The sequence below is a fragment of the Lactonifactor longoviformis DSM 17459 genome (assembly GCF_900129135.1).
GTDB lineage: Bacteria > Bacillota > Clostridia > Lachnospirales > Lachnospiraceae > Lactonifactor > Lactonifactor longoviformis.
In genome coordinates this window covers 161,949-185,983 of record NZ_FQVI01000005.1, presented here as the reverse complement: position 1 = coordinate 185,983, position 24,035 = coordinate 161,949, and the positions used below count along the sequence as shown (strand labels likewise).

The 24,035-nt window shown below is 46.6% G+C and carries 23 protein-coding genes and 2 pseudogenes; 9 read left to right on the top strand and 16 right to left on the bottom strand.

The features are described from left to right. The 3 genes and pseudogenes from BUA56_RS23300 to BUA56_RS07490 all read right to left on the bottom strand — a co-directional run. A pseudogene (locus BUA56_RS23300) lies at positions 1-199 on the bottom strand (IS1182 family transposase); the annotation flags it as partial. 101 nt (positions 200-300) lie between these two features. Further along, complete coding sequence (locus BUA56_RS07495) at positions 301-1,041, bottom strand: LytR/AlgR family response regulator transcription factor (RefSeq protein ID WP_072850471.1); 741 nt, start codon at positions 1,039-1,041, stop codon at positions 301-303. Between the two features lie 13 nt (positions 1,042-1,054). Beyond that, on the bottom strand, positions 1,055-2,368 hold the full coding sequence (locus tag BUA56_RS07490) for a sensor histidine kinase (RefSeq protein ID WP_072850469.1): 1,314 nt from the start codon (positions 2,366-2,368) through the stop codon (positions 1,055-1,057). Between the two features lie 196 nt (positions 2,369-2,564). Between BUA56_RS07490 and BUA56_RS07485 the strand changes: the two genes are divergently transcribed. The 4 genes from BUA56_RS07485 to BUA56_RS07475 all read left to right on the top strand — a co-directional run bounded on the left by BUA56_RS07485 (position 2,565) and on the right by BUA56_RS07475 (position 6,604). Further along, complete coding sequence (locus BUA56_RS07485; protein WP_072850467.1) at positions 2,565-3,164, top strand: accessory gene regulator ArgB-like protein; 600 nt, start codon at positions 2,565-2,567, stop codon at positions 3,162-3,164. Positions 3,165-3,195: 31 nt separating this feature from the next. Beyond that, positions 3,196-3,360: a hypothetical protein gene (locus BUA56_RS22940; RefSeq protein WP_158640990.1), complete on the top strand. Its 165-nt coding sequence runs from the start codon at positions 3,196-3,198 to the stop codon at positions 3,358-3,360. Positions 3,361-3,603: 243 nt separating this feature from the next. Next, positions 3,604-4,302, top strand: coding sequence for a response regulator transcription factor (locus BUA56_RS07480; RefSeq protein ID WP_072850465.1), 699 nt, complete (start codon positions 3,604-3,606; stop codon positions 4,300-4,302). After that, positions 4,274-6,604 carry a sensor histidine kinase gene (locus BUA56_RS07475; protein WP_072850463.1) on the top strand — a complete coding sequence of 777 codons (2,331 nt, stop codon included), beginning with the start codon at positions 4,274-4,276 and terminating at the stop codon, positions 6,602-6,604. The genes BUA56_RS07480 and BUA56_RS07475 overlap by 29 nt, the downstream gene beginning before the upstream one ends. A gap of 40 nt (positions 6,605-6,644) precedes the next feature. Here BUA56_RS07475 and BUA56_RS07470 read toward each other — a convergent pair whose 3' ends face one another. The 11 genes from BUA56_RS07470 to BUA56_RS07420 form a co-directional block, all read right to left on the bottom strand. Then, positions 6,645-7,388, bottom strand: a complete 744-nt coding sequence (locus tag BUA56_RS07470; protein ID WP_072850461.1) for an alpha/beta fold hydrolase — start codon at positions 7,386-7,388, stop codon at positions 6,645-6,647. 17 nt (positions 7,389-7,405) lie between these two features. Beyond that, the gene (locus tag BUA56_RS07465; RefSeq protein WP_072850459.1) at positions 7,406-8,107 is read right to left on the bottom strand and encodes a pentapeptide repeat-containing protein; all 702 of its coding nucleotides are present in this window, start codon (positions 8,105-8,107) and stop codon (positions 7,406-7,408) included. A 12-nt stretch (positions 8,108-8,119) separates the two neighbouring features. Then, positions 8,120-9,037, bottom strand: a complete 918-nt coding sequence (locus tag BUA56_RS07460) for a hypothetical protein (protein ID WP_072850457.1) — start codon at positions 9,035-9,037, stop codon at positions 8,120-8,122. Between the two features lie 114 nt (positions 9,038-9,151). After that, positions 9,152-10,843, bottom strand: a complete 1,692-nt coding sequence (locus BUA56_RS07455) for a recombinase family protein (protein WP_004849806.1) — start codon at positions 10,841-10,843, stop codon at positions 9,152-9,154. Between the two features lie 38 nt (positions 10,844-10,881). Next, the gene (locus BUA56_RS07450; RefSeq protein ID WP_004849804.1) at positions 10,882-11,067 is read right to left on the bottom strand and encodes a hypothetical protein; all 186 of its coding nucleotides are present in this window, start codon (positions 11,065-11,067) and stop codon (positions 10,882-10,884) included. Positions 11,068-11,337: 270 nt separating this feature from the next. Then, positions 11,338-12,678, bottom strand: coding sequence for a virulence-associated E family protein (locus tag BUA56_RS07445; RefSeq protein WP_117994939.1), 1,341 nt, complete (start codon positions 12,676-12,678; stop codon positions 11,338-11,340). Next, on the bottom strand, positions 12,563-13,303 hold the full coding sequence (locus BUA56_RS07440) for a CHC2 zinc finger domain-containing protein (protein WP_044997810.1): 741 nt from the start codon (positions 13,301-13,303) through the stop codon (positions 12,563-12,565). The genes BUA56_RS07445 and BUA56_RS07440 overlap by 116 nt, the downstream gene beginning before the upstream one ends. Positions 13,304-13,350: 47 nt before the next feature. After that, entirely contained in the window at positions 13,351-14,823 is a 1,473-nt protein-coding gene (gene mobQ, locus BUA56_RS07435) for a MobQ family relaxase (RefSeq protein WP_072850453.1), read from the bottom strand. Positions 14,824-14,825: 2 nt separating this feature from the next. Further along, positions 14,826-15,143 (bottom strand): DUF3847 domain-containing protein, encoded by a 318-nt coding sequence (locus BUA56_RS07430; protein ID WP_019162597.1) that lies wholly within the window; start codon positions 15,141-15,143, stop codon positions 14,826-14,828. Positions 15,144-15,427: 284 nt separating this feature from the next. After that, positions 15,428-15,631, bottom strand: a complete 204-nt coding sequence (locus BUA56_RS07425; protein WP_004614949.1) for a hypothetical protein — start codon at positions 15,629-15,631, stop codon at positions 15,428-15,430. Between the two features lie 145 nt (positions 15,632-15,776). After that, positions 15,777-16,001, bottom strand: coding sequence for a helix-turn-helix domain-containing protein (locus BUA56_RS07420; RefSeq protein ID WP_005362423.1), 225 nt, complete (start codon positions 15,999-16,001; stop codon positions 15,777-15,779). Positions 16,002-16,303: 302 nt separating this feature from the next. Between BUA56_RS07420 and BUA56_RS07415 the strand changes: the two genes are divergently transcribed. The 5 genes from BUA56_RS07415 (at position 16,304) to BUA56_RS07395 (ending at position 22,416) form a co-directional block, all read left to right on the top strand. Further along, entirely contained in the window at positions 16,304-17,344 is a 1,041-nt protein-coding gene (locus BUA56_RS07415) for a DUF6076 domain-containing protein (protein ID WP_055268390.1), read from the top strand. Positions 17,345-17,434: 90 nt separating this feature from the next. Then, complete coding sequence (locus BUA56_RS07410) at positions 17,435-18,106, top strand: response regulator transcription factor (RefSeq protein ID WP_004850543.1); 672 nt, start codon at positions 17,435-17,437, stop codon at positions 18,104-18,106. Further along, positions 18,094-19,203, top strand: a complete 1,110-nt coding sequence (locus tag BUA56_RS07405; RefSeq protein ID WP_308796015.1) for a HAMP domain-containing sensor histidine kinase — start codon at positions 18,094-18,096, stop codon at positions 19,201-19,203. Before BUA56_RS07410 ends, BUA56_RS07405 begins: the two co-directional genes overlap by 13 nt. 61 nt (positions 19,204-19,264) lie before the next feature. After that, positions 19,265-19,939, top strand: a complete 675-nt coding sequence (locus tag BUA56_RS07400; protein ID WP_004850548.1) for an ABC transporter ATP-binding protein — start codon at positions 19,265-19,267, stop codon at positions 19,937-19,939. Then, positions 19,936-22,416, top strand: coding sequence for an ABC transporter permease (locus BUA56_RS07395; RefSeq protein ID WP_004850550.1), 2,481 nt, complete (start codon positions 19,936-19,938; stop codon positions 22,414-22,416). Before BUA56_RS07400 ends, BUA56_RS07395 begins: the two co-directional genes overlap by 4 nt. Positions 22,417-22,556: 140 nt before the next feature. Here the strand turns inward: BUA56_RS07395 and BUA56_RS07390 are convergent. Continuing rightward, positions 22,557-22,682 (bottom strand): annotated as a pseudogene (locus BUA56_RS07390) (helix-turn-helix domain-containing protein); the annotation flags it as partial. Continuing rightward, a complete protein-coding gene (gene uraA, locus BUA56_RS07385; RefSeq protein ID WP_072850451.1) occupies positions 22,679-23,950 on the bottom strand; it encodes a uracil permease in 1,272 nt (423 codons plus the stop codon). The pseudogene BUA56_RS07390 and the gene uraA, both read right to left, overlap by 4 nt. Positions 23,951-24,035 lie beyond the last annotated feature (85 nt).

The following is a 24,035-nucleotide window of genomic DNA, read 5'->3' as shown; positions in this document are numbered from 1 at the left end:
TCTTTAGCATGTTGACCCGATTATATCCGGGCCGGCCCAGTTTATGTGAGGGCTCTGGCCTAAGATATCTTTCTATTCCAATCTCCTCCATGATTCTGTCAAATGCTAATACTGGATCACAGAGATCCAGACAATCCGAAAAAAACAGTGGCAGCCTTCCCTGTTTTGCGGTATAATATTTCTCGGTATTATTGTTCATAGTAGATTAATTTTACCACAAAAAGAAGAACGCCTCCAGGTTTGTATACCTGAAAGCGTTCTTTTTTTACGGGACTTTTTTCACAGCCCCTTTTTGAGCTATCAGACTCCTAAAAGTTCGGAAAGTTTTCTTATCTGCCTCGCAGAAACCGGGCAGACGCTTCCGTCCTCCATAGAGATCATCCGGGCTTTCTTATCTACCTTCCGGATATATTCTCTATTTATCAGATAGGCCTTATGACAGCGGAAAAATCGGTCGTCCATAGATGTCTCCAGCTCATTCAGTTTTTGATAGGTTTCATAGATCGTACTACAGGTATGTATCCTCACTTTGTGGGATCCTGAAAGCGTTTCTACAAATATGATTTCATGAAACGGAACCGAGAATATCCTGCTGGATATCTTTACAGTAAGGACTTTTCTGGATGTTTCCAGCCTCTGCGTGTGACGGCTGTGTACCAATTCCAGGCATTGCACCAGCCTCTCCTTCAGCTGAAGAGGGTTATCCTTCAGGATAAAATCCGTGGCTGTTACCTGATAGGTTAAAGCCATTAAGCTGAGTTCCGAATGTGAGGTGATAAAAATGATATATCCCTGGGGATCCACCTCTCTTATCTTTTTCGCCAGATCCAGACCATTGATATCTGAATGCAGCTCGATATCTAAAAAATATACGGCTGTCTGGGGCTTTGCTGTCACCTGTTTTAGAAGCTCATTGGGATCCGGGGATGCAAGCACCAGCTCCATTTCCAGGTTTTCATGAAATAACAAGTAGTTTTTAATAACCGTCTGGTAATTCAGAAGAAGCACCGGTTCATCTTCACAGAGGTAGATGGGCAGCATATAAATCACTCCTTTATCTTTCGCACGGTATTTCCAGTTTCTGGCTGAATATGTGTTCCTTGTACTCTGTATTCAGAAGCGCCGAAGGGTATTTCTCCAAAAGCTTGTTTACATTGGAAAGGCCGATTCCTCTGTTCTCACCCTTTGTGCTGTATCCCGGTGTGCCCAGGCGGCCCATGGACAGATTCTCCGTGTCACAGGAATTCTTAATCAGAAAGATACACCTGTCTTCCTCCTGCAGAATTCCAATGTACAGTTCCCGCTTATCTGAGATGGCGGCCGCCTCCAGGGCATTGTCCAGAAAAATTCCAAGAATACGGGTGAGGTCTATCATATCCATGGATACCCGTTCCACTTTGTAGGGAATATCCACAGACAGGGAGAGTTCTTGGGTAATGGCCTGAATTACCTTTGTATATAGAAGGCTTTTAAGTTCCAGAATCCCCATATTAGACAAGATCCCTACCGAATATGATTTCTGTCCCAGCTCCTGCCCGGTTGGCAGGATTCGTTCATTAAAATATGTATGCAGCCCTTCATAATCCTTTTCCTCTAAAAAACAGCTCATAGTCGTAAGAATATTCGTATAGTCATGTTTAAACGCCCGCATCTGGTTGTACAGACTCTCCAGATTCTGTGTATATCCTTCCAGCGCCTCTAAGCGTTCCAGCTTATGTTTGGCAGCCTCCTCCTTTTTTATGCTGAAAATAGAAAACGAAAACAACACTGAGGAAAGCACGAAATAGACAATAAATAATATACCGTTAAATGAAACCACCTCGGCCGGATATCCGAGTCTGTCCCCATAGATGATATTAAACACAAACAGTACCACACATATGGCTAGATTCAGACATATAGCAAGAATATTCAGTCGGTTAAACTGTATGTCCTGTATCTTAATCTTATTTCGCAGAAAGTACCCCAGCAGCCAGGTGGCAATGCCGCTCACTGCCATAAATAGCAGAGAAAACGGCAGTAGATACGTGGTGGCCAGTGCACTCACCTCCAGGCCAAGCAGCCTATCGGCGCCGATCAGAAGGATATAATTTATCATAATAGAAATAATATAACCGCAAAGGGAGCAGATACAAGCCAGCAGCCTGTGCCCCTTCTGCGTTATCATTAGGAATATAAAAATAATGGACAGAGAAACAATAGTCCCAGCCTGTCCGATACGGGGAAATACCAGGATAGACATAAAGAACAGCACTGCAAAAAGGATTCCCCTGTGAAGCAGCCGGGGTTTTCCGGGAAGCGGGTTGGTGCAAACTAAAATCAAAGTGGCCATAGACAATACGGCGTTAGTCAAAATGTTTACGTTCATAATAACTCTCCTTCTCAAGTCAGATGTAGATGCCATGTTTTTCCTTCTAACATTAAATACGAAACGTTCAGGGTAATAATTACGCTTTTTATGCATAAAACTGCAAAATTAGAATAATATATGATAGTATCTCATTAGAGAGTAATGGATAAAGGAGTATTTGTCAATTAATGGCTGCAAAGGAAATAGTGAGTGGATGAATATAAAAACTTTAAGCCGCCAGCTCGCGGGACAAGTTGCCGTCAGCCAGAGGGACAAGGCTGTCAGAGGGGACAGTGTTAAGGTTGTGGCATATGGGCTGGAATTAATTATAGATACTCTCATCAAATTTATCCTTATACTCGGCTGTGCATCAGCAGTAGGTTTGGGACAGGAAGTACTGCTTGCACTGGCAGTGTTTTGGAGCATGCGCTCCCAAGCAGGGGGATACCACATGAGGACGAGTGCAGGTTGTACATTCATGATGATCGCACTTTGTGGTATCTCCGCTGTTGTAAGTAAGTTTCTGAGGTGGAACTCTGTATTCCTGATTCTGTCCGTCTTCTTTGTTCTGGTTCTGTTATATTGGTCAGCACCCTGTGATACCAAGAACAATCCAATTTCTAAAATATCCATACGAAAGAAAATGAAGAGAAATGCACTTATAGTTATGAGCTTCTGGGGCATCATAGCTCTGATAAGTTCTGCAGATTCTGTGAAGGGACTGATTATGATTCCGTGTATCTGGGAATCTCTTACCATTCTTCCTTACGGAAAGCTATTCGGCAGAAAAGCCAACTCTGTTTCTGGGGGATAGAGAATTTTAGTAAAAAAGGAGACATAAGAAAATGCATACGTTACATAATTTTAAATCATTTGTCACAGAAAAAGTTGAGGAGTTTGCTCTCTATGTAGCCATTAAATCCGTGGGGGAAAGTGTTCCGTGGAACTTTGGAGAAATTTTGCCTGATGAGGAAGCCATGGACACAATCAAAAAAATGAAAAAGGAATAAGCACTGCTGCTGTCATAAGAGTTTGTATGACGGCAGCTTTTTTATGCGCCAAAGTCATCTTTTCCTCTCTTTTTGAAATTCTTTAGAAATTCTTTAGTTTTTCCACGTGAGTAAATTTAGAATCATACCCTATACTAATCCCATACCCAAAAGACAGGAGGCAAAATCGTGCTGCAATTAAATTCCATGTATCCCTGCGGGAAAATATAGTATAATGGAAAGAAAAACAAAGGAGCATACATTATGGAAGCTAATCATGTTTTAATTGTAGAGGATGATAAAGAGATTCGGGAAGGTGTCGAAATATATTTAAGAAGCCAGGGATACGAAGTATACCAGGCGGCAGATGGAGTGGAAGGTCTGGAGATCATAAACAGAGAAGTCATTCATCTGGCCATTGTGGACATTATGATGCCCCGGATGGACGGCATCACTATGACCATGCAGCTTCGCAAAGATTACGACTTTCCGGTAATTATGCTCTCTGCCAAGTCGGAGGAGATGGACAAAATCATGGGACTGAATATCGGCGCCGATGACTACGTGACAAAGCCCTTTACTCCTATGGAACTTTTAGCCCGGGTCAATTCCCAGCTCCGCCGTTACAAAATGTTTCTGAATAAACTGGAACAAAAAGAAAATGTTCATGTAATCGGCGGCCTGGAAATCAATGAGGACACGGTGGAGGTGACTGTTGACGGAAAGCCGGTAAAGCTGACACCCATGGAATATAAGATTCTCCTGCTTTTGATGAAAAATCCCGGAAGAGTCTTCTCTGCCGAGGAAATATATGAGCGCGTATGGAATGAGCGCGCTGTCAACACGGATACCATCATGGTCCATGTAAGGAATATCCGTGAAAAAATAGAAATCAATCCAAAAGATCCAAAATATTTAAAGGTGGTGTGGGGAGTTGGATACAAAATCGAAAAACAGCCATAAGCTTGCAGTCCTGATTATACTATTGGTTATATTGCTGCCTTCCGTTGGGATGGTACGCCTATATCCATTTCTGGATCGGGAATCCTCTGCATACAAAGAAAATTTTTATACCGATGCACAATTTTTACGTCAGATAATATACGGCAATTACGTATTATATACAGAAGAAGCACAGAGAAAAGAAGGGCGAACCATTTTGCCCAATCAGATATTCTTTCCTGATTTAAAGGATGCTGAAGCTGCCTCCGTCTCTGAGGGCATGGAAGAAGCCTGGGACGAACAGGATGCTTATGCATCGGCACTGACAGATTTCAAAAACAATATTCTTCAGGAATACCGGTCCTGGCAGTCCTCCTTCGACAATGTAAGGGGAAATCTGGAGTATCAGGTCTTGGATGAAAACGAACAAATTCTGGATCAAAATGTAACAGGAAGTCTTCTGGAGTCCCTTACCAGGGATAAAGATCAAAAATATCTCTGGGGTGTCGCTATGCAGTACGATCAGGGAGGAAATTTAACTGTTCTCAATACCTTTGGGAATAATTCCAAAGAGCTCTCTAATCTTCTGGAATCCCTGGGGCGAAAGGATCCTGTGGATGACTATTACTATGAAAGCTATTACGGATCCACCAGTCTCTCTGCCAGCTATTCCTTCCAGTTTCCTCAAAACCGTACATTTATCTATGGTATGACAAGGGAAAACGCCAATGCTTATTTAAGTCTGGATCTGGAAAGCAGGTATCATGGGTACATTGATTCAGGAGTTGTTTACCAGACATTACTATTCCTTGTGGCCCTGGTAGGGATCGCCGCTCTGCTCCTCCCGTTTATCCGTCCCCTGGGGACAGGAAACGAAAAAATTTTCCGGGCACCCATGGAGGCAGCACTTTTGGGCTTTGTTCCTCTTGGCCTTATTGTCAGTGCCATTGTTCATCTGGTGGTGATCACCAATGAAGGAATTGTAACAAAGACATTAAAACAGGCCGGCCTCAAAAACCCGTACGTAATTGAAAGCTTATCCATTGCCTGGAACCTCTTATGGTGGTGCCTGATCTTTGCCCTGGTATATTGGATTGTGTCCTGCCTCAGAAATATATTTACCCTTGGACTGCGGCGGTACTTCAGAGAAAGAACATTAATCTACCGTTTCTTCGCATGGATCAAACGGGGGTGTGTCAAAGTGTATCACTCATTTGACCATTTGGATTTTCAGGATAAATTAAACCGTACCATTTTGAAAATAGTGGGAATTAACTTCATTATACTGGCTCTCATCTGCAGTTTCTGGTTCTTCGGAATCGGGGCTCTGATCCTCTATTCCATTGTACTGTTCTTTGTCCTGCAGAAATACTTTAACGATTTAAAAACGAAATATAAAAAATTATTATCTACTACCAATGCCATTGCAGAAGGCAATCTGGATGTAACCATAGACGAAGATTTAGGTGTCTTTGAACCGTTTAAAGGAGAGATTCAGAAGATACAGACCGGTTTTAAAAAAGCGGTAGAGGAAGAAGTCAAAAGCGAGCGCATGAAAACAGATTTGATTACGAATGTATCCCACGATCTGAAGACTCCTCTCACTGCCATCATAACTTATGTGAATCTATTGAAAAATGAAGACCTTTCCCCGGAGATACACCGCTCCTATATTGATATCCTGGAGCAAAAATCTCTGCGGCTGAAAGCACTGATTGAGGATTTGTTCGAGATCAGCAAGGCAACCAGTAAGAATGTTACTCTGAATCTAATGAGAGTGGATATCGTTAATCTTCTAAAGCAGGTAGCATTTGAACTGAACGATAAGATTTCTCAGTCCACCCTGGACTTCCGCTGGAATCTCCCGGATGAGAAAATCAGCCTGACTCTGGACAGTCAGAAAACCTACCGGGTATTTGAAAACCTGCTGATCAATATACTAAAGTATTCCCTGAGCCATTCACGGGTTTATATTACTGTGGAGGCCGTCTCCGGTGAGGCAGTGATTACTATGAAGAATGTGTCTGCCCAGGAATTAAACTTTAATCCGGAAGAGATTACAGAGCGATTTGTGCGGGGTGATTCCGCCAGAAATACCGAAGGCTCCGGCCTGGGGCTGGCCATCGCCAAAAGCTTTGTAGATTTACAGAATGGAACCATGCATATTACCACAGACGCGGATCTGTTCAAGGTGACCATACGGTGGCCGCTGGAAAAGCAGGCTCCGCCCGCGCCGGAGAAACCCCAGACTGCTGATACAGAAGATCCCTTATTTCTGGAAGGTCCGCAAAGCAGTGAGGATGTCATACCCAAACATGATTGATGACGAACCGTTTGATAGATTCTAAGAAGAAAGACGATGCTCAAAAAGCGTCGTCTTTTTTTTCCAGCTCTCGCAAAAATCTGTGAATCACAACGTTGTAGGCTTCGGGTCTCCCGTATATGGACATATGATTTGCATTTTTAATAATTTTCAGCCTGGCATCCGGCAGAAGTTCTGCCAGCTTTCTTGTGTGAGACTCCCGAATCATATCTTTGTCAGCCGCAATGACCAGGGCAGGAACCGGTATACCCTTAAGTTCCTCCTCTGTCAGCTTCGGATAAAGGGCCATCAGGCCGTACAGCTCTTTTTTACTGCGGGCTTTCCAGTGAAAATGAGCGGCCAGGCTCCACCAGAGATGCATCCATTTTACCCCCTGGTAAAACCAGAATTTCATTCCCCTGGGGGTCCAGTTTCCGCTGACTGCTATCAGTGCACTCAGCCGCCCGGGATACAAGACAGCATACTGCAGGGCCAGGTTTGCCCCATCGCTGAAGCCCAGAATCACCGGAGCTTCTATCTCCAGATAATTCAGTACCTGAAGAATATCATTGGCCATCAGGGGAAAGGTAAGGCTCCGGCAGCCCAGAGACGATTTTCCATGCCCTCTGCTGTCTATCAGAACCAGCTGATATTCTTCGCAAAACCTCTGAATCTGGGCCCGGAAGGCAGTATGGTCTTCCCCATTTCCGTGCAGGAGAACCACCGGCCTCCCCTCTCCCACTACACGAAAATAAATCTCCGCATCCTCCACACGGACGGTACCCTCTCTTCTGACTTTCTTCATCTCTTCCCTCTCTCCTGCTAGTAATTGACTGCTTCTTCTCTGGTCATCCAGAAGTGAATCCCTGTGGTAGACTCCACCCAGCGGTCAGGGTTAAAGTCTTCCACCCGGGAAACCTCCCCCACCCGGTAGACAAAGTTCTCATCTACATAAGATCTGGCTTCCGGAAATGACTGGGTCTCATCCACACTTTTAATGGACAGCACCTTAGCCTTATCACATCTGCAGGCCCGGTTCGTGGCAGAACACCGCCTGGCATCTGCAGGAACCAAAAGCTGCACGATTCTGAAGTCAAAGCATTTTTTATAAGCTACAAAGGCGCCGGACTCGGGGCAGGGCATCCGGTAAAACCTGGTGTTCTCATCTGCTTCCAGTCCTGTAAGGACAGCCCCCTCAAATACTCCGGAGAATAAATTAGCTCCGCAGATGCAGGAATACGACAGATCACAGAATCTCATAGTAGTGCCCGCAAGATCCGCTCCTGTAAAATCCACCCTTCTGAGAGAACAGCCCGGAAAATAAGTATTGGAAAGATCCGCATTCCGAAAAATTGCTCCGTCCAGCCGTACATTCTTGAAATTGCTCCATCCAAAATCTATGTTTCCCAGGTCCCATCCCGACAGATCCATATCTTCAAAGCTGCTCTCTCTAAGTTCCAGGACCTGTCCCTGCTTTCTTTCTTTTAAAATTTTTCCCAATTCCTCTTTTGTATAGCTTCTCATCCTTCCATCCCCTTAATTCAGCTTATTTTTCATTCTTCTCACTAGCAGCTCGAATCTGGGGTCCCCGGCCAGCTCCCCTACTCCAGATGCAGGGGACAGGGCCTCCAGAAGACTCTTTTTAATTACATTATCGTTTAAAGGCGCCTGATCCCCCAGGTCAAATTCTTTGAACCATCCGCCCAGCTTATCAAAGTACTCATCCCCGTGAAGCTTTACCGGAAGCTCTATCTGTATCCATACCTCAGCAAACCGCTCCAGCATATCCAAAGCCTCTTCTCTGCTCTTCTGCGACAGAAATCCAAGAGCCGCAACATAGTAGAGGTTCCCCATAGACATAGGGTGCAGCTGGTCCAGACGGAAGCAGTCCGACACGGCAGTCATCCGCTGTACCGTTTCCCGAAAAGCCTCTTTCTCATGCATATGAAGCATAAGATACTTCTGTGCGTCACCTATCAGGCCTATCACCTTCTGGTACATGTCTATCTGGAGAGTCTCTACTGCCTTATCTCTCTGGCCGGTCTGCTCATATGCACAGGAAAGGAGGATTTCTTCTCCCAGTATAGGCATTACGGTATCCTGCAGAAGAGCCAATGCCCTTTTAGGCTCTCCCATCTCCAGATAGCCTGTTGCCTCCAAAACATTGGCCTGACGTATGAGGAAAATATCCCTGCTGCCTTCTTTTACACGGATGCTCAGTCTTATAATCTCCTCCAGAATTCCCTTTCCGGTCTCCGGATCAGGAGCCAGGGCATAATGGTTTAATAAAAGATTCGCCATGTTAAGAAGCAGAGGAAAGCAGGAATAATACTTGCGTATCATTTCATGGCACTCCTCATATACCTCACCAAAAGGTCTCTGGGAAAATGCGGCCGCCAGGCGGCTGTACAGTCTGCGGATCTCCTCTTTCCCCAGCTGGGGTTCGTAACCCATAAGCTCGTCAATACTGATGTTAAAATATGCGGCCAGCTGGGGGAGGATCGCAATATCCGGATAGCTCTGGCCCGTTTCCCTTAATTAAAGATATTGTTGGGTAAAAAAGAAAGGTCAGTCGATTTTGCCGATGAAGCGGTAGTAGATTTCTACTTCCTGCTCACGACTTCCGTCCTCGCCCTTGACAGCTTCGTGGACGGTTATTTTTTCAATTAGAGTGTTCAGAAGTTCGGCGGTCAGCTCCACAGGGTTGACATACTGTTTCATTAGGGCAATCCACTTTTCAGCATCCGCTGCGGTCTGTACGGCGGCTTCCATCGTTTCGTGAAGCTGTCTTATTTTTGTTTCAAGTTCCTTTTGCTCGTTCTGGTACTTCTCGGACAGCATATTGAAGTTATACTCGGTTATGCGTCCGGCAGACCAGTCCTCATACATTTTAGCAAACAGCCCGTCAACCTCGGCTTTACGCTTCTCTGCCTTTTTCAGCTCCGCAGCCTGCTTTTTCTTCGCAGAGTTTCTTTCCCTGTCGCTGGCATTGAGCAGCCGTTTCAGCAGCTTGTCCTCGTCTTTCTGTACCATCATAGACCAGTATTGCAGTCTTGCAAGCACATAGGCATACAGTACATCATAGCGGATATAGTGCATGGAACACTGGCGTAATCCCTGTCCGTACTTACTGCAATGGTAGTGTGCATAGGGATTTTTGTTCTGGCTGTTTACACCATAAGCCAATGACCATCCGCAGTCCGCACATTTTACCAGCCCGGAAAATATCTGCGTTGTGCCATTCTTCTGTCGTCTGCGTCTGCTTGCAATCAGCTCCTGAACTTTTTGGAACACTTCTTCGGAAATGATGGCTTCGTGGGTATTTTCCACACGATACCATTCTTCCTGCGGCTTCCGCACCTTTTTCTTGTTCTTGAATGAAATGTTGCTCTGCTTGTTGTGAACGCTGTGACCGATGTAGGTTTCCTCTTTCAAAATGCTCTTGACCTGTGCTATCGTCCACGCATAGGCTTTTTCTGCGGGCGCACCGGCGTAGATATTGGCGAAAGTCCCATATCTTTCATAGTTCAGCCAGCCGGGGGTAGGTACTTTTTCTTCCACCAGAATCCGTGTAATGCTGGCGGCACCCCTCCCGTGTACGGCAAGGTCAAAAATCTTCTCTACAATCCAGCGTGTTTCCGGGTCGATCAGAAGATGACCTTTTTTGTCCGGGTCTTTTACATAGCCCAGCGGTGCATAGGCTCCATAGTGTGCGCCATTGGCAAATCTTGTGTGCATGGCAGCCTTGACCTTTTTGCTGGTCTGTCGGGCGTGCATTTCATTCAGGATGTTTAAGAACGGGGCAAGCTCGCTTTCTCCGTTGATGGTGTCCACATTGTCATTGATGGCAATGTAGCGTACTCCCTTGCTGGGGAAATAGATTTCCGTGTACTGACCGGTCAGGATATAGTTTCTTCCCAGACGGGATAAATCCTTTGTGACAACGCAGTTGATTTTCCCGTCCTCGATGTCATCAATCATCCTTTGGAAACTTGGACGCTCGAAATTTGTCCCGCTCCATCCATCGTCAATGTACTCGTCTACAACGGTCAGCCCATGCTCTGCGGCATACTGCCTAAGCATCATGCGCTGGGTCTGGATACTGCCGCTTTCCCCCTGTAATTCATCGTCACGGCTCAATCTCAAATATAGTGCAGTGTTATAAATCGTTGTATTGTATGGTTGTTTCACGGTTAAAAATCCTCCTTCTAAAAGAAACAACCCACGCTTATACAATACTCGCTGGTACAAGTATATCATAAGCGTGGGCTGATTGACAGTCGTTATTCCGTATTTTTTCAGGAAGCGGCGGCAGCGTGCTGGATCACATCTTCCAGCAGACTGTCAAGCGGCTTCCCATCCTGTGCGAAATGCTCCGATACTTTGATACGGACTTTCCCCATGACAAAATACTGGGTGCCGTCTTTTTCGGTAAGCAGGGTGCCGCTGTTTTTGTTATTGCTCTCGTTTTTGCTTTTTGCCATAGGCAGTTACCTCCATAAATGAAATATGCCCGACAAGGGAATGTCAGGCAGGTGTACAGCCGCAGACTGTCTCCATGTCAACCAAACTGTGTCAACCGGCAGAAAAGACTTTGAAAACAATCCATAGGCGCTCTATGATTACTTTTTACTTTTTCTTTGATTTCTTGGTTGACATGGTTGACAAAGGAGAGAAATGCCCCAAATATCAGGCTTTTCCCCGTCAACCGGCTGTCAACCGAAGCGTTAACCAAACTGTCAACCGGTGGCTTTTCAGAATGGCAGTTCCATTTGCCGGGCTTCTTCTTCCGTGATTTCCTGAAAACCGTCCCCCTCCGGCGGGTCTTGGTTGACACGCTCCCAGCCTTTTTGAGAACCGTATTTCTTATACCGCTTCGGGCTTTTGTAGGCTGCCCAGCCCTGTATGATGCCGCCCGCAATGCCGGTATTCATAATCTCGCAGATTGCCCGTGTCTCCCAGTCTGCCGGGGAATTTAAGTTCCCCAGCGCTTCCTCATAAAGCTGCTTGGAACATACCCTGTCGCCGGTGTAGTCCTCCAAATAGGCGTAGATCATGCCAGCCTGTGTGTCCTCCTGCATGAAGTCCTGCTGATGGGCGTTCAGGTATCGGTTCATTTCCATGCTGAATGACAGCTTATACTTCCCACTGCGGTAAACCGTCATGGCTTCCGCCCACATCTGTTCGATATACGCCCTCGCCGCCGCTTCATCGTCCAGTATGTGAACCTCCGCCCGTTCCGGGTACACCGTCACGGGGAGAAAGCGCCGGTTGCCGGTGCGGTCACGGGGTAAAAAGTCCTGCCGGTTGGTCGTCCCTCCAAATACACATTGCCGCAGCCGGTCTGCCGGATGTGTCTCATACGGCACTTTGTAGGTTTCTTTCTGGCGGCTTAAGAATGACTTGATTTCCTCAATACTCTTGGCGTTGGCTGTGGCGATCATCTCCGACATCTCGATAATCCAATGCCCTTGAAGCTTGCGGTACACATTTTCATCGTCCAGCTTCTTCAAATCGTCTGAAAACCATTCGTCCCTGCCTGCCAGCAGCCGGAAAAAGGTAGATTTCCCGGCTCCCTGACCACCAACCAGACAGAGCATGACCTCAAACTTGCTCCCCGGTCTGAATACCCGCCGGATGGCTCCCATCAGGAACAGTTTCAAGGCTTCATAAGTGTATTCGTCCGTATCGGCTCCCAGAAAGTGATGCAGGGCATAACGGATGCGCTCTGTGCCGTCCCATTGCAGGTTGTTCAGGTAATCCCTGACCGGATGGTAGCGGTTTTCATTGGCAACAATCTTGATGGCGCTCTGCACCTTTTTCTCGCTGATAAGCCCGTAATTTTCTTCCAGATACAAAAGCAGGTAGTTCATGTCCATGTCGGTCAGCGTGGTACTGGTGCGCTCCCAGCCTAGCGGCTTCACAATGTCAATCTGCTCCGTCAAAAGGTTCAGACGCAGCGCCCCACGAAACAGCGGGTCACGCTGGAACACCGTCAGGCAGTTTCGGATGCTGTTCTTCACGCCGCCTTTCTGCGTCCCCTCTAATGTCTCCCGGATTTCTTCCGGTGTCTGCGCCGGTTCCATTGTGTCCATCGTCCTTTTGACCGCTTCCTGCGTTTCCGGCGGCAAGCTCTGAAATTCGCTGTTCAAGCCGCAGCACCTCCTTTCCCTGTGCGGCGATCAATGCCGCTTTTTCTTCTATTTCTCCGTATAACAAAATATCCAAAAGGTATTCTGTGTAGCTTATCCTCTGCAACGCTTCCACAAAAAGAGGATGCCAGATGGCATCCTGCGGCTGTGGGGCGTATGCTGTTTTCCAATGCTCCAGCAGGCGCTGATAATCGCATAGCACCCGGAAACAATACCGTTCCGTTTCCTGAAATCTCTGCTCCGCTGATTTTTGCCGGGGCTGTGACCTGTTGTGACGCTTCCTATCTGGCGGCGCATTGCCGGATTTCTCATAGGAAACGCCGAAGTCCTCCGCAAGCCTGACCGCAGCTTCCCGTTTCCCCAATCCATGCAGCAAAGCGGCAAAGTCGATCACATCCCCGGAAGCCCCGCAGCCGAAGCAGTAAAAGCGGCTGTCCACTTTCATGCTGGGCGTGCGGTCATTGTGGAATGGACAGCAGACCATGCCGTTTCTCCCCACCCGGATTCCATAGAATGAAGCAGCCTGCCGTGTGGTAACAGACTGTTTCACCGCTTCAAATACATTCAAATGCTCCCTCCGTAAAAATACCGGTAGCGGTAAAGCTGCCGGTTATATCATAGCTCCATCTCATGTTTCTTTCTCTGTACTTCCTGTGGCTGCTCCCTCCGGCGCAGTGCGGTATCTACGGCGTTCTGCACCTGCCGCAGCCGTATGACTTCCTCCCGGAGTGGCTTGTGCTGCGGAGACAGTTCGGCATACTCTGTTTTTAACTGTGCGTATTCCTGTTTCCATGCTTTCAGGGCAATGGGTTTTCCGTCCAGTTTTTCTTTCAGAATACGGCGGGCGGCATAAAACAGCCGTAACTCCGCATCGTGGGATGTTTCAAATTTCTCCCTCTGTTTCTTAAACTTGATATTGTTCAATTCCGTATGGACAGGTTTTAGCCGCTGGTAATTCTCGCCCTCCCGTATCAATTCCTGCAATTCCTTTATCCTGGCAGATTTCTTTTTCATGGAGCCGCTTAATGCTTCAAATTCTTCACTGACAGAGGAAAGACGCTCCTGCAAATCCTCTAATGTGAGCAGCTTGTTTTCCGTCAGATAATTGACGGCTTCGGCAAACTGCTTTAAGTTTCCGGTTCTGGCTTTATTGCTCCATGCCCCTGCGTTGCGCTGGTTGTAATAAGCGATCAGCAGGTCGGCAAGGTTCGGTGTCTGTGGTTTGGAAAGTTCTTCTTTTACCTCTGCCATCCAGACAAACAGGGCTTTGATCTTCTTCCTCACATCCTGCATGAGCCGGTTGGTGGCTTTAATCCAGCGGTTCAGTTCCCCTTTCTCGGTGCGGATGCCCTTTGCTTCCATCTGCCGGACATTAGCTCCCTCGTGGACAGTAGGTATCAGGTCAAGCCCCTGCCGCACATAGGAACGGTGGTCGATACGCACATCCAGTCCTTTTTCCTCAAATTTTGTATTAACGGCAGCCGCCCACTGCTCCCGCCAGTGTTCCAGTGTTTCCGGCTCGTGCCAGTCTGTTGTGTGGACAGCATTAAACATATAATCGCCATTTTTATCCCGGATTCGGTTTCCATCTTCATCAAGAAGATATTCCCGCCGCTGTTTTTGTCCCCATGTGCCATCCGGGTTCAAAGGGCGCATTGTTGTCATCACATGGAAATGCGGGTTAGGGATACCGCCGTCCTCTTTCTCCGGGCTGTGAAAAGCAAGATCGGCAATCATGCCTTTTGCCACAAACTGCTCCTGCACGAACTTCCTCGCCAGTTCCATGTTTTCTTCCAGCGTCAATTCATTCTGCATGGCAATATCAAAGGAATAGGCAAGCTGTGCTTTTGGATGTTTCTCGCAGTTCTCCACAGCATTCCAGAGGGTCGCCCGGTCAAGATATATTTCCGGCGCATGGGGCGGCAGCATGATTTCCGAAGCGATCACGCCGCCCTTTTTGGTGTAGTCGCTGACTTCTCCATAGTAGCTGCTGTAAAGACGCTCCCCGGCTCGGTAGGCTGCGCTGGCAATGGCGCTCTGACCGGCGCTGCGCTTTATCTGTGCGATTGAAAAATGATAAAGTGCTATCCTTAGTCACCGCCTTTCTCCTGCCCGGAAATACGGGCGTGGTTTTCTGCGGCAGACCGGATGAAAGGCTCCGCCTGCGGCAGATTCAAAATGCTTTCCATGAGGGAATAAAATTCCGTTTCGGTCAGCTCCTTTGTCTGTGGCACAATGCTCTCAACGGCTGCCCCACGGGTAATCAGCCGGTGCGTCCTCTGTTTCCGGGAACCGCTTTCCAGATACGCCTGCCGGTTTTTCAAACGCTGCATTTTCCGTTTTTCCCGTTCCAGCAGGACAGTGGTTTTTTCATATTCCTGCTTTAACTGTTCCAAAGATTTTTCCATGTTCTCACATCCTTTGCTTATAAGATAAAGAAAGACCATCCGCAGACAGTCTGTGTCAGTGCTTCTATAAAGCCCGATGAAAAGGGAAAACCACAGAGCGGATTTCTCTTTGCGGCGGGTACACAGGGGATAGCCGCTTTAGCGGCGCAAGGGGGTGTAGCCACCTTGTCGGAGCAAAGCGAACGCAGACCTCGGATTGCTGATTTTATCAGCGGCAGAGGTAAGCTCCGCAGGACGCACGATACATGGTCTTTAGACTATGTATAGAAGTGCGCCCTTAGTTCCTAAGGGATTTTGCCGTTTCCGGCAGTCTTGTCCTTTTTCTTGGAACGCTTGGAAAGATACTTCGGGCAGTCAACCACAACCGCCCGGAAGCTCTGTTTACATTCGTGCTGGCATTTCCGGCACAGTTCGTTGTAAGTGATACGGCTGCGGTCATTTAAGAAGAAAGACCATTCCAGCCGTCGCTTGTTGCTCATTCTTGCCATAACCGGCTCCTTTCTCCGTTTCTATCTGATGTACGCAGATAGGCTGTTTTGGTGTAGCGTCTCGGTATCATTTTTAAGGTTTTTCCCTCTGTATGCCCCTTTGGAAAGTGCGGCAGTATTGCAGTCAGGGAATGATACCTCACGCTTATTTGTCACTTCCCGGTACGGTTTCGGAGCCTTTTGCCATCCATTCAAAGAAAGCAATCTTGCTGACCTTGATAAGCCTGCCCCTGCGGAACGCCGGAAAGCCGGGGGTGTGTACCAGCTCATAGGCGCTCGCTCTTGAAATTCCCATAATCCGCTGGATGTCCGCCACATCCAGAACCAGCGGTAAATCCTCGTAGCTGTTCAATCTCTTTTTATCGTTCATTCTGTTCCTCCCATAAATCAAATAGGTTAAAATGCTTCCTGTTGCCGTTCTCCCCAAAAGCCGTTTTCCTGCCCCATTCCTGCGGTGTTTCCCTGCATTGGTGCGCCGGATGCGTCACTTCTCCTGCCGGTCATATCCCTTTTGGACGGTCATTCACTTGTCAAGGTACTGTGTGGCACGAAATTACCAACTGCAATCATCATAGCGGACTATCCTTGACAAAACAATGCTTCTTCGATACCATGAGTGTAACGGATATAACTGAATTATATAATTACCATAATCAAAGACAGGGGATAGGGATGGAGAATCAGTTTATACGGCATGAGCCATGTTTTGAGAGGATTTTGTTTGTCCTGACGCTGGACAGGAAGAAAATGAAAGAGAGGATTTTGATTGGGGAAGAACAGCAGATCCGCTTCCGTCTGAACGGGAGCCAAAACGCAGAGGTGCTTTGTGATATGACACGCCCGCTGGGGACTTTTTTGATAAACTTTGAGTGCGACACGGACAGAGATTGGAACTTATACGGGCTTTCTCCGCTGCGGCAAGCCCTACACTCCAACAGATGGAAACAGCCGGAGCTGGAGCAGGCGGCAAGCGAATTTCTCTGGGGAAAATATCTTAGCAACGACCCTCTGAAAATGTATGTGGCGTTCCGTATTTGGAACAGCTATCTGCTTGCCAGAGAACCCCGTGACCGTAACGCTGCCTGTGACCGCTTCATGGATAAAATGAGCAGCCTGACCGGTGTATTCCATAACGAAACCATGAGCTTTGACAGGGAGACAGGAAAACCGAAACATTTTCAAGCTGGCAGCCTTTATTTCAAAGGCGCACCGTCAGAAGATACCCGGCTTGACCTCTGGTTCCCGGACAACCGGCGCACAGAAGAATGTGTGTCTGCCTATGCGTCCCTCTACCCGTTGATTACCTATTATCTGAACAGGCTGAATAACTGGGGGCTTTGCTTCCGGCGGTGCAAGGTTTGTGGAAAATATTTTCTGGCAAAGAGCCAGCGGTATGAGCTGTGCAGCGACAATTGCCGAAAAGCACAGGCGCTTCAAAACAAGCGGGAATTTGACGAGAGGGCAAGAGAAAATAACTATGACCTGCTTTATAAAAATGAATGCCAGAACTGGCGCAATAAGATCAACAAAGCGAAGAGGACAGCGGGATTCCCGGCTGACCAGCTGGAAGAAATGCTGACTGCTTTTGAAGCGTTCAAGAAAGAAGCATTGAAGAGAAAAAAGGCTGTAAAAGAAAAGACAGCCAGCCCGAAAGAATTTACGGACTGGCTGTATCAGCAGAGTAATATTATAATAAATTTATCAGTCTATTGATTTTATACTTTCCTGACGGCAAAAGTTTGAGCGTTTTTTGAGATTTGGCTGTTACGATAAATATTATGAATTGCAAATGGAGATGATAGCATGAAACAAAGGCTTCTTATTGTTGATGATGAACCGGGAATTGTAGATATGATGGCGAGTTATTTTTCTTCTCAATATGAGGTGTTGACCGCTTATTGCGGAAATGAAGCACTTCAAAAATTAGCAAGACAGCCCGATTTAATCCTGCTCGACATCAATATGCCGGACATAGACGGATTGACCCTTTGTCAGAAAATTCGGGAGCTTATTACTTGCCCCATTCTTTTTTTGACGGCAAGGGTCGAATCTGCCGATAAAATCATCGGCTTTCAGGCAGGTGCCGACGATTATATCATTAAGCCTTTTGATTTGGACGAATTAGGGGCGAGAGTTGCCGCACATCTGAGGAGGGAGCAGCGACACAGGAATAAAGCGACAATTCGCTTCTTTGGTGAACTGACGATTGATTATTCAGCCCGAACCGTCACAGTGGCGGGTGAACCTGTTGCTTTATCAAAAAGGGAATTTGATATTGTGGAGCTGCTTTCGCTGAATGCCGGACAGGTATTTGACCGGGAGCGTATTTATGAAACAGTGTGGGGACTTGACGGCGAGGGTAACAGTGATACTGTCATGGAACATATCAGGAAAATCCGGGCGAAGCTGGCTGCTTGTACGCTTCACAGTTATATTGATACAGTTTGGGGGTGTGGTTATCGGTGGAACGTCTGAAAAATATGGAATTAAAGAAAACTTTTCTCGTCCTATCTGCTTCCTGTGTTTTGGTGGCTCTCCTGATGTTAGGCTTAGTCTTTATGATATGCAATTCAATCAGCAGCAACTTTCCCTCCGGTGGAATAGAAATTTTAGCAGACGGTTCAATCGTTAAAATGGAAACCCCCACAGAGACCCAGCAAAATATATTGTCCATGCTTGGAATCATTCAAATTGTGTCCTGCATTGTTCTCCCTATGGGCGGGCTGGCTCTATCCGGCATATTATATTATCATATCAAATTGAAACAGCCGATCTCCACGCTACGGAATGGGATTTCACGGATTCGGAACCATGACCTTGACTTTTCTATGCCTGTCCATTCTGATGATGAATTGGGGCAGCTCTGCACCGCCTTTGATACTATGCGCGAAGAACTTCTGAAATCAAATCAGGAACTGTGGCGGCAGGCAGAAGAACGGAAAAGGCTAAATGCCGCCTTTTCCCATGACTTGCGCAATCCGATCACGGTCTTAAAGGGAACTATAAAATTACTGCGGCAGGGAACAGCAGATGAACAAGCCATTGACAGATTGGAAAGCTATACATTACGGATTGAACAGTATGCAGAAGCTATGAGTAGCATCCAACGATTAGAACAAATGCCGGTGCGGATAAACGAGTATTCCTATTCACTGCTACATTCTGAATTAGAGGAAACAGCAAAAATTCTTGCAGGAGCATTAGAACCGTCTGTTTCCGCACCTGATAAGGGGACAATACAATTAGATCATGGATTGGTTTTAACCGTTGCTGAAAATCTAATTGGAAATGCGGCTCGGTTTGCAAAGAGTAAAATTGAAATTCATTTGGAACGGAAAGGAAACTTCTTGCATCTATCAGTTACAGACGATGGGCCAGGCTATCCTGTGGAGTTAATACAAAGCGGCCCGAAACCGTTTGGAAAAATGAAAGAAGACTCCGCACACTTTGGTATGGGGCTATACAGCAGCCAGATACTATGTCTGAAGCATGGAGGAACACTTACACTGGAAAACAGCAAAAGTTATGGCGCAACGGCTACTGCTTCTTTCCAAATAAATCAGAAACCTTGAGCGTTTTTTGAGATTTCTGTTTTACACTCTCCTTATATTATAAACAAGGAGAGTGTTTTTTATGAACATTGAAGCAAAGGAACTATCGAAAATCTACGGCAGCGGCGAGAGCCGTGTCGTTGCGTTGGATAAAGTCAACCTTGAAATTGCATCCAGCGATTTTATTTCTATTATGGGACCATCTGGCAGCGGCAAAAGTACCTTGCTCCACCTGCTGTCTGGACTGGACAAGCCGACTTCCGGCAGTCTGACATACGATGGAAAAGACATTTATCGTTTTAATGACAAAGAACTGTCCTCATTTCGCCGTCGGCGCATCGGATTTATCTTTCAGCAATTCAATCTTCTCCCTGTGCTGACCGCAAAAGAAAACATCATCATGCCCCTGCTTCTGGACAAAAAGCAGCCGGACGAAGTATATCTAAATCAGCTTACGGATTTGTTAGGTATTCGTGAACGGCTGACCCATTTGCCCCATGAACTTTCCGGCGGTCAGCAACAGCGTGTAGCGATTGCCCGCGCCCTGATCGCAAAGCCGGATATTATTTTTGCTGACGAACCGACTGGAAATCTGGACAGCAAGAGCGGCGGCGAGGTTATGGAAATGCTGCAAAGCATATGGAAAAAGATGGGGAAAACGCTTGTTATCATCACTCACGACAGCCGCATTGCAAGAATGGCAGACCGGCAATTTGTAATTGTGGACGGTGTTCTTTCGGAGGTGACAGCAAGATGAAATCTTATTTAGCTCTTGCATGGAAAGAACTGAAAGCACAGAAAATCACGGCAATCCTGATCTTGGTTGCAGTTATCATGTCCACGATTATGACGACAGTGATCGGTCAGTCTATTGGTATATTGCAATCCATGCGTATTCAGCAGGCGGCGGGTCTGAACGGAAACCGTTATGCAACCTTTCATCAGCTTGGCAAGGAACAAGCGCAAAAGCTGCATGAAGATGATCGCCTATATGATGTAGGCGATACGATCTTTATCGGCAGCACACCATTAGGCAACAGTAGTTTATCTTTATATCTTCGGGAATATCACGATAACGCATTATCTATGTACCCGGCAATCGGAAACGTAAAAGAGGGACGATTACCAGAGGAAGCGATTGAGATTGCCCTGTCGGAGGATGCGCTTCAATATCTTGGATTGGACGCTGTAATTGGCGATACCGTTTCTCTGGATTTGAGTGTTTCCGTTATGGATGGATCGCTGTCAGAGTTAGAATATTCTGCTGATTTTGTATTGACGGGCATTCTGGAAAGCAGCTATATCGGCTACGCATCTGGTACGGTTGAGGGGATTGTCGGTGAGGGAACCGCAGAAGAACTGTTGCCAGAAGAGTATCTGCTTTATTCCACAGATTTTAAGACTTATGACAAGCAAAATTTTCAAAGCATCATTTATGCTCTCGCAGAAGATTTGAACGTGGATGAACGGTATATCCAATATAACTGGGTTTTGCTTGACGCTATTGGTATTTCCTATGATGAAGCGGCAGACAGCGATACCGGTACGGGATTTTCATTTATGACTGCGGCGTGTATTTTGGTGGGTGTTCTGGTCTTGCTGGCGGCTGGGCTGGTAATCTACAACATTCTGAAAATCTCTATCACAAAACGCATCAAAGAATACGGAACACTTCGTGCGATTGGTGGAGAACGAGGGCAAATCTATCGTTTGGTTTCTTTGCAGCTTTTGATTCTCTGTGGAGCCGGTATTCCTATCGGATTGCTGCTCGGTATATTGTCGGCAAAAGGTGTATTGATTGCGGCTACGGGGCTTCTCAATCCCGATCTGTTCATGGCAAACAGCACTTCCGAATTGAACTCTGCAATCAACACCGCCAGTACGGTAAAACTACCGATGCTCTTTGCCAGTATCGCAGTCATACTTCTGTTTGCTCTGCTGGCTGCCTTTCCTGCTGCCCGGTACGCATCCCATGTATCTCCTACTGTTGCTATGTCGGGGCAGACTGTGAAAATCAAACGCAGGATAAAAAGGAACCGCAACATCCGTAATTTTGAAGCCTATTATGCAAGGCTCAACCTAAAACGAGGGCGTGGAAGAACAGCAGTTACCATTCTGTCTTTGGTTATGAGTATTACCGTATTTGTTGCCTTGCAGAGCTTTACAGGGCTGCTTGATGCCAGCAGTTCCGTTCAGGACATGTATTTCAGCGACTATGCAGTTACAAATGAAACCGTTGGCATCCCATCAGAAGCCGTAAAAACATTAGCGGAAAATGACGCAGTAGAAAGTGTTTCCACTACACGGCTTTCTGTATTTATGCCAGGTGCCGGTGATATACTGCCCTTTGAAACTGATCTTTCCGTACAGAGCCATGAAACCTTGCAGCTTGTAAATGTGGATGAAGCACAATTACAAATCTATGCTCCTAACTTGTCTGCTCAGGATAAACAGGCTTTGAAAGATGGAACAGGCTGCCTTGTAAAAAATCCCATTGCCTTTTCTTATGGAGATACAACTGTTCAGCAGACTGATCTTACCGTAGGTGATACCATTCAACTGGGAGACAGAACACTTCCTGTATTAGGATTGATCGATACAGCAATCACAATCAATAATGATGGCTTTACGAATGGTGTTCAACTCATCGTGAATGACGAAATATACTGTTCACTGCTCGGAAACGACAGTTATTCAGAAGTCTATCCTACATTACAGGATAACGCCGATACAGATACCTTTGAAAGCTGGTTGGATAGCTGGTGCAGCAATTATCCAGGAACACATTGGCTTTCCTATCTCCAAAGCAGCAATGAGATGATAGAAAGCTTTGAACAGATCAAAATGCTGTGCTGGGTGCTTATCATCTTTATCGGTATCATTGGCATCCTGAACATCATCAATACCGTTTACAGCAATATTCATACTCGTGTCGGTGAAATCGGGATGCAGCGGGCTATTGGAATGAGTGCCGCAAGCCTTTATAAAACATTTCTGTGGGAGGGCGCTTATTACGGTATCATTGCGTCAGTGATTGGAGCAGTGTTTGGCTATGTCTGCTGTATCTTTGTCGGAGCAGCACAGACCGATGCTTTACAGCTTGTCGCTGTTCCGGTTATGGCGATTGTGGAAGCTGCGATTATTTCTATTGTGGCCTGCCTGCTTGCAACGGCAATTCCTCTGCGTTCTATTGCAAGAATGAGCATTGTGGATTCTATTGAGACTGTTGAATAATATCAAAAACGACAATTAAAACAAGAAATCCCCCATAAAGCAAACCTTGTTGCTTATGGGGGATTTCTGTATGTTCTTTTGGGGTGTGCTAAGTCCCGTATAAGCGTGGTGTTGTTATGTTTGGTGTGGTATCTTTAACTATGGGAAACTCCGGTCTCCCACTTTGACACCGACGCTTTGGATACCCCCATAAATGAGGCCAGCTCCTCCTGGGTGATTCCCCTTTCCTTTCTTTTCTCACTTAGCTTTCCGGCAATATGAATCATGCCTCTCCTTCTTCCTCCTGATCATTCGTCAAGTGTAATTTATCAAATACATAGAAAAGCAGACTTAGCAGCATGCCCACCACGCAGGCAAGAACCATGCCTGTCAGCTCAATATTGCCCATTTTTAAGGCAATCCCTGATAATCCGGTCACAAATATGACGGACGTAAGGGTCAGATTCCTGGAGCTGCCGTAGTCTACCCTGGAGTCCACCAGAATGCGAATTCCCGAAGCTCCGATCATGCCGTAGAGCAGAAAGGAAATTCCGCCGATTACCGGCCCCGGTATGGTGCTGATGAGCATGGAAAGCTTTCCAAACAGGGAGGCAGCGATGGACAAAACCGCGGCACCGCCGATGACATATACGCTGTATACCTTGGTCACTGCCATTACACCAATGTTTTCCCCGTATGTGGTAGTGGGCACAGACCCAATCATTCCGGACAAGGCAGTAGAAAAATAATCTGCAAATAAAGAACGGTGGAGGCCGGGATCTTTCAGAAGCTCTCTGCCCACAATCTTACTGGTGACAATCTGATGCCCCACATGCTCAGAGGCCGTCACCAGAAGCACCGGAAGAATAATCAGAATAGCACTGATATTGAACTTCGGCATCACAAAGTTCGGCAGTGCAAACCAGGGTGCGGCCGCTACCTCCGCAAAATCCACAATTCCGCACAGGAGTGCCGCCGCATACCCTACCAGAATAGCAATCAAAATAGGAATCACAGAAAGAAACTTTTTGAAAAGTACAGATCCCAATACCGCAGTGCCCAGAGTGACAATAAATACAATTACATTCTTAGGTTCCACTGTTTCCTCCAGAAGCCCTGCATTGCTGGCTGCCGTTGCGGAAAGCTCCAGACCGATGAGGGCTACCACGGGTCCCATAGCAGCAGGAGGAAGGACTACATCGATCCACTCCGTACCAAACTTATAGATGATAAATGCCAGAATACAGCCGCAGACACCCACAGCAACAAAGCCGCCCAGGGCATACGGATAACCGAACTTGGATATTACAATACCTGCGGGAGCCAAAAAGGCAAAACTCGAGCCCAGATAGGCAGGCGCTTTGCCCTTCGTGATAAGGATAAACAGCAGGGTTCCCACACCATTCATGAGAAGTACAATCGCAGGATTAATCTGAAAGATAAAGGGCACTAAGACAGATGCCCCGAACATGGCAAACATATGCTGGATACTCAATGGCACCAGCATCTTAAAAGGCACCTTCTCTTCCACCTGAATCACTTTTCTACGTTCCATTTTCCAACCTCCACATTTCTATTTTCTATGATTCTACATTCTTTTCTATTTTATCACATATTCTGATAACGACAATAAAAAAGTG

Bases quoted from the DNA above. Each gene is read 5' to 3' on its own strand.
- BUA56_RS07485 (WP_072850467.1), top strand. From the start codon at position 2,565: ATGAATATAAAAACTTTAAGCCGCCAGCTCGCGGGACAAGTTGCCGTC.
- BUA56_RS07395 (WP_004850550.1), top strand. From the start codon at position 19,936: ATGAAATCTTATTTAGCTCTTGCATGGAAAGAACTGAAAGCACAGAAA.
- BUA56_RS07490 (WP_072850469.1), bottom strand. From the start codon at position 2,368: ATGAACGTAAACATTTTGACTAACGCCGTATTGTCTATGGCCACTTTG.
- BUA56_RS07425 (WP_004614949.1), bottom strand. From the start codon at position 15,631: ATGGCAAGAATGAGCAACAAGCGACGGCTGGAATGGTCTTTCTTCTTA.
- uraA (WP_072850451.1), bottom strand. From the start codon at position 23,950: ATGGAACGTAGAAAAGTGATTCAGGTGGAAGAGAAGGTGCCTTTTAAG.
- BUA56_RS07495 (WP_072850471.1), bottom strand. From the start codon at position 1,041: ATGCTGCCCATCTACCTCTGTGAAGATGAACCGGTGCTTCTTCTGAAT.
- BUA56_RS22940 (WP_158640990.1), top strand. From the start codon at position 3,196: ATGCATACGTTACATAATTTTAAATCATTTGTCACAGAAAAAGTTGAG.
- BUA56_RS07470 (WP_072850461.1), bottom strand. From the start codon at position 7,388: ATGAAGAAAGTCAGAAGAGAGGGTACCGTCCGTGTGGAGGATGCGGAG.
- BUA56_RS07400 (WP_004850548.1), top strand. From the start codon at position 19,265: ATGAACATTGAAGCAAAGGAACTATCGAAAATCTACGGCAGCGGCGAG.
- BUA56_RS07460 (WP_072850457.1), bottom strand. From the start codon at position 9,037: ATGGGTTACGAACCCCAGCTGGGGAAAGAGGAGATCCGCAGACTGTAC.
- BUA56_RS07465 (WP_072850459.1), bottom strand. From the start codon at position 8,107: ATGAGAAGCTATACAAAAGAGGAATTGGGAAAAATTTTAAAAGAAAGA.
- BUA56_RS07445 (WP_117994939.1), bottom strand. From the start codon at position 12,678: ATGGACACAATGGAACCGGCGCAGACACCGGAAGAAATCCGGGAGACA.
- BUA56_RS07450 (WP_004849804.1), bottom strand. From the start codon at position 11,067: ATGGCAAAAAGCAAAAACGAGAGCAATAACAAAAACAGCGGCACCCTG.
- BUA56_RS07455 (WP_004849806.1), bottom strand. From the start codon at position 10,843: ATGATATACTTGTACCAGCGAGTATTGTATAAGCGTGGGTTGTTTCTT.
- BUA56_RS07410 (WP_004850543.1), top strand. From the start codon at position 17,435: ATGAAACAAAGGCTTCTTATTGTTGATGATGAACCGGGAATTGTAGAT.
- BUA56_RS07430 (WP_019162597.1), bottom strand. From the start codon at position 15,143: ATGGAAAAATCTTTGGAACAGTTAAAGCAGGAATATGAAAAAACCACT.
- BUA56_RS07480 (WP_072850465.1), top strand. From the start codon at position 3,604: ATGGAAGCTAATCATGTTTTAATTGTAGAGGATGATAAAGAGATTCGG.
- BUA56_RS07415 (WP_055268390.1), top strand. From the start codon at position 16,304: ATGGAGAATCAGTTTATACGGCATGAGCCATGTTTTGAGAGGATTTTG.
- BUA56_RS07420 (WP_005362423.1), bottom strand. From the start codon at position 16,001: ATGAACGATAAAAAGAGATTGAACAGCTACGAGGATTTACCGCTGGTT.